This is a genomic window from Saccharomonospora azurea NA-128, assembly GCF_000231055.2.
Taxonomy (GTDB): Bacteria; Actinomycetota; Actinomycetes; order Mycobacteriales; family Pseudonocardiaceae; genus Saccharomonospora; species Saccharomonospora azurea.
Genome location: NZ_CM001466.1, coordinates 874,240 through 882,402, shown reverse-complemented (window position 1 = coordinate 882,402; position 8,163 = coordinate 874,240). Strand labels below are relative to the sequence as shown.

Annotated in this window: 9 protein-coding genes and 1 pseudogene; 6 read left to right on the top strand and 4 right to left on the bottom strand. The window is 68.3% G+C overall.

What is annotated here, in order from left to right:
- Nucleotides 1-1,557 (top strand): apolipoprotein N-acyltransferase (lnt, locus tag SACAZDRAFT_RS03925; protein ID WP_005438908.1); only part of this gene is annotated, 1,557 nt, incomplete at its 5' end.
- The gene (locus SACAZDRAFT_RS03920; protein WP_005438904.1) at nucleotides 1,529-2,302 is read left to right on the top strand and encodes a polyprenol monophosphomannose synthase; all 774 of its coding nucleotides are present in this window, start codon (nucleotides 1,529-1,531) and stop codon (nucleotides 2,300-2,302) included. The genes lnt and SACAZDRAFT_RS03920, both read left to right, overlap by 29 nt.
- Nucleotides 2,303-2,384: 82 nt before the next feature.
- Here SACAZDRAFT_RS03920 and SACAZDRAFT_RS03915 read toward each other — a convergent pair whose 3' ends face one another.
- The 3 genes from SACAZDRAFT_RS03915 to SACAZDRAFT_RS03905 all read right to left on the bottom strand — a co-directional run bounded on the left by SACAZDRAFT_RS03915 (nucleotide 2,385) and on the right by SACAZDRAFT_RS03905 (nucleotide 5,243).
- Nucleotides 2,385-2,729, bottom strand: coding sequence for an RNA polymerase-binding protein RbpA (locus SACAZDRAFT_RS03915; protein WP_005438902.1), 345 nt, complete (start codon nucleotides 2,727-2,729; stop codon nucleotides 2,385-2,387).
- A gap of 229 nt (nucleotides 2,730-2,958) precedes the next feature.
- Nucleotides 2,959-3,738, bottom strand: a complete 780-nt coding sequence (locus SACAZDRAFT_RS03910; RefSeq protein ID WP_005438899.1) for a thymidine kinase — start codon at nucleotides 3,736-3,738, stop codon at nucleotides 2,959-2,961.
- Nucleotides 3,739-3,794: 56 nt separating this feature from the next.
- Nucleotides 3,795-5,243 carry an MFS transporter gene (locus SACAZDRAFT_RS03905; RefSeq protein ID WP_005438897.1) on the bottom strand — a complete coding sequence of 483 codons (1,449 nt, stop codon included), beginning with the start codon at nucleotides 5,241-5,243 and terminating at the stop codon, nucleotides 3,795-3,797.
- A gap of 164 nt (nucleotides 5,244-5,407) precedes the next feature.
- Here SACAZDRAFT_RS03905 and SACAZDRAFT_RS22315 point away from each other — a divergent pair.
- The 3 genes and pseudogenes from SACAZDRAFT_RS22315 to SACAZDRAFT_RS03890 form a co-directional block, all read left to right on the top strand.
- Nucleotides 5,408-5,686, top strand: a pseudogene (locus SACAZDRAFT_RS22315) (nucleotide-binding protein); the annotation flags it as partial.
- Nucleotides 5,659-5,877, top strand: a complete 219-nt coding sequence (locus SACAZDRAFT_RS23125; protein ID WP_198283954.1) for a hypothetical protein — start codon at nucleotides 5,659-5,661, stop codon at nucleotides 5,875-5,877. The pseudogene SACAZDRAFT_RS22315 and the gene SACAZDRAFT_RS23125, both read left to right, overlap by 28 nt.
- 118 nt (nucleotides 5,878-5,995) lie before the next feature.
- Complete coding sequence (locus SACAZDRAFT_RS03890) at nucleotides 5,996-6,499, top strand: DUF421 domain-containing protein (RefSeq protein ID WP_005438894.1); 504 nt, start codon at nucleotides 5,996-5,998, stop codon at nucleotides 6,497-6,499.
- Between the two features lie 598 nt (nucleotides 6,500-7,097).
- Here the strand turns inward: SACAZDRAFT_RS03890 and SACAZDRAFT_RS23655 are convergent.
- Nucleotides 7,098-7,277, bottom strand: coding sequence for a hypothetical protein (locus SACAZDRAFT_RS23655; protein ID WP_232286447.1), 180 nt, complete (start codon nucleotides 7,275-7,277; stop codon nucleotides 7,098-7,100).
- Nucleotides 7,278-7,347: 70 nt separating this feature from the next.
- On the opposite strand from SACAZDRAFT_RS23655, the gene SACAZDRAFT_RS03885 reads away from it, so the two are divergent.
- Nucleotides 7,348-8,118 (top strand): hypothetical protein, encoded by a 771-nt coding sequence (locus SACAZDRAFT_RS03885; protein WP_005452339.1) that lies wholly within the window; start codon nucleotides 7,348-7,350, stop codon nucleotides 8,116-8,118.
- The last annotated feature ends 45 nt before the right edge of the window (nucleotides 8,119-8,163 follow it).

Here is an 8,163-nt window from a genome sequence, read left to right as displayed (position 1 = left end):
CGCCTCGCGCTCGCCGCGGGCTCCGGACTGCTCTTCCACGCGGGGTTCGCGCCCCGCTCGTGGTGGTGGGTGGTGCCGTTCGCCTTCGCTGGACTCGGGCTCGTCCTGCACCGACGCGGCGGGTGGGGTGCCGCGGGCTACGGGTTGGTGTTCGGCGTCGCGTTCAATCTGGCGCACCTCGTGTGGATCCAGGACTTCCTCGGCGAGGAGTTCGGGCCCGCGCCGTGGCTCGCGCTGACCGCGGTGCTGTCGGTCTTCGTGGCGTTGGCCTGTGCCCTGTTCCCCGTCGTGTCGAGGCTGCCCGGTGCGCCCGTGTGGCAGGCGCTGGTGTTCCTCCTGCAGGAGGCGGTCCTGCTGCGCTGGCCGTTCAACGGCTTCCCCTGGGGCCGGGTGGGATTCAGCCAGGCCGAGGGCGCCTACCTGTCCCTCGCCTCGCTCGGTGGGGCGCCGCTGCTCGGGTTCGCCGTGCTCGTCACCGGGTTCGGGCTCGCGCAGCTGGTGGTGCGGGTGCGGGAGGGCGGTCTCCGGCCGAGCCGCCGGTGGGTCGCGCCCGCGCTCGCCGTGGTGTTGCCCGTGGTCGCGGGGCTGGCGACCTGGCCCACCATCCCGACGGCTCCCGAGTCGGGCACCCGCACGGTCGCCGTGGTGCAGGGCAACGCCCCCGACGTGGGGATCGGCCTGCTGGGCAGGCGCGAGGAGATCCGCGCCAACCACTTCGCCGAGAGCGCGAAACTGTTGGAGGACATCCGCTCCGGCGCGGTCCCGCGCCCGGATCTCGTCGTGTGGCCCGAGACGGCCACCGACGTCCGCGGTGGTGACCCGCTGCTGGACGCGCTCGCCGAGGAGTTCGACGTGCCCATGCTGGTCGGCTCGCTCCACCGGCCGGACGGCAGCGACCTCACGGCGAACGCCACGCTCGTCTGGGAGCCCGGGCAGGGCATCACCGGGCAGTACACCAAGCGCGAGCTGGTGCCGTTCGCCGAGTACGTCCCGGTGCGCGACATCGCGCGCTGGTTCACCCCGTTCGTCGACGACACCCGCGACATGCGGTGGGGCGAGGAGGCCGCCGCCCTCGACGTCGCGGGCACGCGAATCGGGCCGGTCATCTGCTACGAGGTCGCCTACGACTACGTGGCGCGGGAGAACGTGCTCGCCGGTGCCGAGCTGCTCGTCACACCCACCAACAACGCGTGGTTCGGACCGGGTGAGATGAGCCACCAGCAGCTCGCCATGTCGAGGGTGCGGGCGGTCGAACACGGCCGGGCGGTCGTCGTGGCAGCCACCAGCGGCATCAGTGCGATCGTCGCGCCGGACGGCGAGGTGATGCGCTCGACCAGCCTGTACACGGCCACCTCAATGGTCGCCGACGTGCCCCTGCGCCAGCAGACTACGCTGTCGGATCGACTCGGTGCGTGGACCGAGTACGCGCTGGTCGGGGCCGCGCTCGCCGCAGTGGTCGCCGGGTTCGTGCTCCGGTCGCACTCGATGAGGACCACAATGCGCGCAGACGCGACAGAAGGGGAGCAGCATGGCGGAGGGCACACAGCACACGGATGAGACCGACCCGGTGCTGGTGATCATCCCGACCTACAACGAGCGGGAGAATCTCCCGCCACTGGTGGGTCGGCTCCACACGGTGCTGCCGCAGGTGCACGTGTTGGTGGTCGACGACGGCAGTCCGGACGGCACGGGCGAGGTCGCCGACAAGCTCGCGAACGAGGACGACCGCGTGCACGTCCTCCACCGCACGCAGAAGGCCGGTCTCGGCGCCGCCTACATCGCGGGGTTCCGCTGGGCGCTGGAACGCGGCTACGCCACGGTCGTCGAGATGGACGCCGACGGCTCGCACGCCCCCGAGGACCTGCCCCGGCTGCTCGACGCGCTGGTCGACGCCGATCTGGTCATCGGGTCGCGCTACGTGCCGGGCGGGGCGCTCGTGAACTGGCCGCCTCACCGGCAACTGCTGTCGCGGGCGGCCAACCTGTACTCGCGGATCGCACTCGGGGTCCCGGTCTCCGACATCACCGCGGGATTCCGGGCCTACCGCCGCCGGGTGCTGCAACGCCTGCCGCTGGGGCGCATCGCCTCCCAGGGGTACTGCTTCCAGATCGATCTCACCTGGCGTACCGCGCAGGAGGACTTCCGGATCCTCGAAGTGCCGATCACCTTCACCGAGCGTGAGGTGGGGCAGTCGAAGATGAACGGCTCGATCATCGGTGAGGCGATTCTCAAGGTCGCGCAGTGGGGGCTGCGGCGGCGCCTCGACCAGGTGCGGGCCTGGCGTGAGCGGGTTCGCCGCTGACGCGCCCCGGCAGCCGACACGACGAAGGCCACTCTCCCGGCGAGGAGAGTGGCCTTCGTTTCCGTACGGGTGGAAGCGCGGTTTACGCCGTACGCCCCCTGCGGTTCTTGAGCTCGGTGAGCCGCTCGTTGAGCAGCTCCTCCAGCTCCGGAATCGACCGCCGCTCCAGGAGCATGTCCCAGTGCGTCCGGGGCGGCTTCGACTCCTTGGGTTCGGGCGCTCCGCCGTCGACGATCTCGGACTCGCTGCCGTGCAGCCTGCACTCCCACACGGAGGGGATCTCCGCGTCGTCGGAGAACGGTACCTCGAACTCGTGGTCCTTCGGGCACCTGTAGCGCACGGTACGTCGTGGGGCTAGGTCGTGATTGCGGTCGGTCTCGTAACTGACCGCACCCAACCGGCTTCCACGAAGAACACGGTCGGCCATGATGGGTCCTTTCGGTCGGCTCCCGAAGGAGAGCCAGGGCTTTGCTCACCCTGTGCAACGACGGAGACCGCAGGTTGAATTCCCAACTACTCCGTCGTTACGCGCGATGAACTACATCACCCGTGTCAAAAACTGCTTTCTTCAGGGGAGTCGCTGCACGAGAAGCTGTGACGCGACAGCGACCACCCCGTTTTCACATCCTCCGTTCGGGTGAGGACGGCTAGGCCGTTCAGGCCAACTGGAGCTGCCCCGGTCCGGACGCGTCCGGACCTACCTCGCCGAGACGGAAGTGCCGTCGACAAAGTACCTGGTAACGCACCGTAGCCGTCTCCGTCGACGAGCGTGTCGTGTCGGAGTTCACCTCACCGACGGACCCCGTTCCGGGTGTACTCGGTGCCGTGTCCGCGACGTACACCGTGTCGCCGGTGCGCAGGACGACGCCGTCGCGTACCCGCGCGTTGAACCGACCCGGCCGTCCGCACCAGCAGAGCACTTCCACCTGAACGGGTTGAAGTTCGTCGGCCAGCTCGAACAGCCGCCGCGCGCCGGCGAACAGCTCGCTGCGGAAGTCGGTCGCGATGCCGAAGCAGTACACGTCGATGCAGGCCTCGTCGGCGAGGTCGGTCAGCTGTTCGACCTGTTCCGACGACAGGAACTGCGCCTCGTCGACGATCAGGTAGTCGACGTGCTTGCCGCGCTCCCAGGCCTGCCGCACGAGGGCGCGCACGTCGGTGTCGACCTCGACCTCCAGTGCGCGCCGCGTGATGCCGATCCGGCTGCTGATCTGTGCCGTCCCGGACCGGTCGTGGCGGACCAGCAGCAGACCCTGCCTGCCCTGGCGGGCGAGGTTGTGGTCGATCTGCAAGGCCAACGTCGATTTCCCGCAGTCCATGGGGCCGTAGCAGAACTTGACTCTGCCCGTCACCGGCATGTCCCGGCGCCACGCTGCAGCAGGGACGGGGGAGAGCGCGTCGGTCGGATCGCTGTCGTCGTCATGCAGAACGGTCACGACGAAGAACCCTATCCGTAGGCGACGTCGCTCTCGCGCGACACTCGGCAAGCCGACTACAGCACCGACGGCTCGGGGTTTCCCGCCTCCGCGATGGCACGCCGCACCGGGATGAGTGCCACCAGCACGAACCCGACGACGAAGAACACCAGCAGCGCGATGATCGCGTACCGGAACGAGCCGGTGGCCTGGCCGACGCCCGCGAACAGCAGCGGTCCGAGCCACGAGGTGCCGCGCTCGCCGATCTCGTAGAGCGAGTAGTACTGCGCCTCCTTGCCCGCGGGAATCATCTGGCTGTACAGGGAGCGGGACAGGGCGTTCGTGCCGCCCAGCACGAGCCCGATCCCGGCGGCGACGGCGTAGAACTGGAACTGCTGGCCCGCCTCGATGAAGTAGGCGCTGGCGACGACGACCATCCACACGACGAGGCTCGCCAGGATGGTCTTCTTCGTGCCCCAGCGGCGGGCCACCAGGCCGTGCAGCATCCCGCCGACGTAGGCCACGAACTGGATGACGAGGATGGTCGCGATCAGCACCTCGTTGCCGAACTTGAGCTCCTCCGAGCCGTACTGTGCCGACACGGAGACCACTGTGGAGATCCCGTCGGTGAAGACCAGGTAGGCGCCGAGGAACGCCAGCGTCAGCGGGAACGCCTTCGCGGCGCGCAGGGTGTCGCGCAGTTCCACGAACCCGGCCTTGAGGACCGACGCACCGTGTTCCGGCCCGTGCGGCGCCTGCCGTTCGGTGAGCCGCCGCAGGGGGATGATCGTGAACAGCGCCCACCACAGCCCCGAGGTGAGGTAGCAGATGCGCACGGCCATCGACTCGCTGATGCCGAACGACTCGTGGCTGAGGTAGAACGCGAGCTGCGCGGCCAGCGCGACGCCACCGCCGAGGTAGCCGAACGCCCACCCGCGGGACGACACGTCGTCGCGTTCGTCGGGCGTCGCGATGTCGGGCAGGAACGAGTAGTAGGTGACGATCGACGCGCCGTACCCGATGTTGCCCAGCATGTACAGCGCCACGCCGAGCTCCCAGCGGTCCTCCGACACGAAGAACAGCAGTGCCGAGGCCGCGGAGCCGAGGAAGGCGAAGAAGCCCAGCATGCGCTTTTTGTTCTGGCTGCGGTCGGCGATCGCGCCCGTGATCGGCAGGATGAGAACCTGGATCACCGTGGACGCCGCGAGCAGGTAGCCCCACAGCGAGCCGGCGGGGAAGGTGAGGCCGAGCAGGCTGATGTCGCAGTTGACGAGGTTGTTGTCCACGCCGTGCTCGTCCACGCACGGGGTGAGCCCGTTGCGTTCCGGATGCGACTTGGCGTCCAGCGCGGCCACGGAGCTCATGTAGAGCGCGCCGAAGACGGTGATCACGGACGTGTAGAACGTCGAGTTCGCCCAGTCGTAGAAGTACCAGCCCCACTGTTCCCGCCGTCGTTGCCGGGCGTCCGCCGCCGGTGTCGGGCCAGGTGACGAACCAGGTGACGAACCATTGCCCACGGTGCTCATCCGGGCTCCTCGCTCGGTGATCGTTCCAGGTGAGCGGAGACTACTCGGCCGCATCGTGGGTGCGGTCACGGACCGTCGGACCGCAACCTCGTCGTCACCCTCGTTCGCCGCTGCTGCGCGTCGGTACTCGCCGCGTGGACGCACGCGAAGCGAGGACGGCGCGGTTGCTCGTGGCCGGGACGACGTCCGACGCGGGCAAGACCGTTGTGACCACCGGACTGTGCCGGGCCTTCGCCCGCCGTGGGTTGACGGTGGCCCCGTTCAAGGCGCAGAACATGTCGAACAACTCGATGGTCTGTGCCGACGGTGCCGAGATCGGTCGTGCACAGTGGATCCAGGCGCTCGCCGCCGGGGCCGTGCCCGAGCCCGCGATGAATCCCGTACTCCTCAAGCCCGGTGGCGACCGGCGCAGTCAGTGCTCCGCCATGTCGAGTCCGGGCGGGCGGTGCTCGACCTCGCCGCTCGGGCGCGTGGTCGTGCGTTCGCGGCCTCGGGCGTCAGCTTCGCCCGCAGACGCGAGCAGCGGCTCGATCTGCTCGCCGACCTCGTCGAGCGGCACCTGGACGTCGAGGCGCTGCTGCGGGTCGCCCGGCGCGGGCCTGGGCGTGTCCCGGTGATCGGTCCGCACGAGTGAAGGACCGGCATCCGAGAGGTGTCACGCAGGGGTATCACGACCTCTACGTCAGGGCTCGAAGTCCGGCGCTGCGGTGGTGTCCGAGGGGGTAACCGGTGCCATGGCAGATTGGAAAGGCATGTTCGCGGTGGAGACACCGCCGCTGGAACTCGTGCTCCGGGGACTCGTCATCTACCTGGTGCTGTTGTTGCTGATGCGCGTCGTCGGCCAACGGGAGGCAGGTGGGCTCGGGCTCACCGACGTGCTGATCGTCGTGCTCATCGCGCAGTCCGTCGGTGGCGGCCTCATCGGTGACTCGCAGAGCATCACCGACGCGGCACTGCTCGCCACGACCATCCTGTTCTGCAGCGTGGCCGTCGATGCGGCGGCGTACCGGTTCCCGCGCTTCGCGGCCCTGGTCAAGGCGCGGCCGCGGCTGCTCATCGAGGACGGGCGGCTGAACCGGCGGGTGTTGAAGCGAGAGTTCATGACGGCGGACGAGGTGCGGAGCCACCTGCGGTTGCACGGCATCGAGGAGCTCGAGGGCGTGCGGATCGCCTACCTCGAACCGAACGGGATGATCAGTGTGCTGACGGCTGACGGCGGCACGCCGCAGGCCGCCTCGAAGCCGCCGCTGGCCTGACGCGGTCGGGCTGTGGAGGTCCGGCTGTCGGTCGGTCGAGCACTCTCAGGCATGTTGATCACCCGATCGGTGCAGATATGGAGAAAAAGGGCGTGTGGTACAGGTCGCGTGCTGACGATGCGTGATTGTGTGCGGTGGCTGCTGTGTCGTTTTAGTTGAGGTGTCCCCTTTATTGGGAGCGGTGTCCTCGCTGCCCTCGCTGCGGTGCCCCCGATCGACCTCTTGACAGGGTAGACCGATCCCTCGAAGATCGACTTTGACCAGGTTGCCCGTCGGGGGCGAAGAGTGCGGTTTTCAGAATCGCTTCTTGCGCTGGTTCGAAGGGATGCCCGGCATGCCCGAATTGTGTTGGATAAACAGCCTCGTTCCGACGTGTTCCGGTTTCGATGGAGACGCATCCCGCGACGTCGGGTCAGATCAGAATTCAACTTTGAAATGGTGGTTGACCGCAGGGGTGGGGGCCGGGTAGGCACAGGTGGCGAAGGTCGTGTCGGTCGAACGAGGGATGGGGACACCGTGGGGTCGGGACTGCGAGAGCGACAGGATCCGAGATCGAGGGACCTGAGGGGTTCCGGAGCGGCGGGTGCTCGGTGATCGACTATGTGAGATCCGGGAAAAGCGATTCGTCGAATCCGTCGGACAATGCGGTATCCGGCGCCGATTCTTTCAGTCCGACTGTCGAGGTGTCGATAGACGAACTGCTGTCGGCGGATTCGCCGAGATTGTTCGGTGAAGACATTTCCCATGTCCGCGCGCTCGCGGAAAGCACGGCGGTCATTCCGCCGATCGTCGTTCATCGGGCGTCGATGCGGGTCGTCGACGGAATGCACCGATTGCGGGCGGCTCGAATGCGGAACCTCGACAAGATCGAGGTCAAATTCTTCGACGGGACACCCGAAGAGGCCTTTCTGCTCGCCATCCAGATGAACCTCGCGCGCGGGCTCCCGCTGTCGTTGGCCGAACGGGAAGCCGCCGCCCGGCGGGTGATCGCGTCGTTCCCTCACTGGTCCGACCGCGCGATCGCGGCGAGGACCGGGCTGGCTGCCCGGACGGTGAGTGCGATCCGTAAGCGTTCAACCGTGGAAAGTAGCCAGTTGAACGCTCGGATCGGGCTCGACGGCAAGGTGCGGCCCGTCGATCTGGTGGAGGGCAGGCTTCGGGCCAGCGACGTGATCGCCGCTCACCCCGATGCGTCGTTGCGGACGGTCGCGAGGAAAGCCGGAGTGTCCGTGGGCACCGCCAGGGACGTCCGGCAGCGGTTGAGTCGTGGGGAGAGCCCGATACCCGCCGGCCTGCGTCCGGCCACGCACGCGAAGACGACGTCCGCGGTGACGCAAGTCGTGGCACCGCCCCGGGTCGAGCAGGTGCCCTGCAGCGGTGACACCGCGGGCGTGTGGGCTCAGTTGTCGAAGGACCCGTCGCTGCGGTTCACCGACGCGGGACGGGCGTTGCTGCGCTGGTTGAGTTTCGCGGCCATGGTGCCCGAGGAGCGGCACAGCATGCTCAACGCGGTTCCCGGGCACAGCGTCGAGGCCGTGCGCGTCCTGGCCGAACGGTGCGCCGAGATGTGGAGTCTCTGCGCCGACGAACTCCGGAAGAGGGGGCAGGCCAGCGCGTGAACAGGTGAGGTCGCCGACTCCGCGTCCGGTCCGGACTCACGGCAG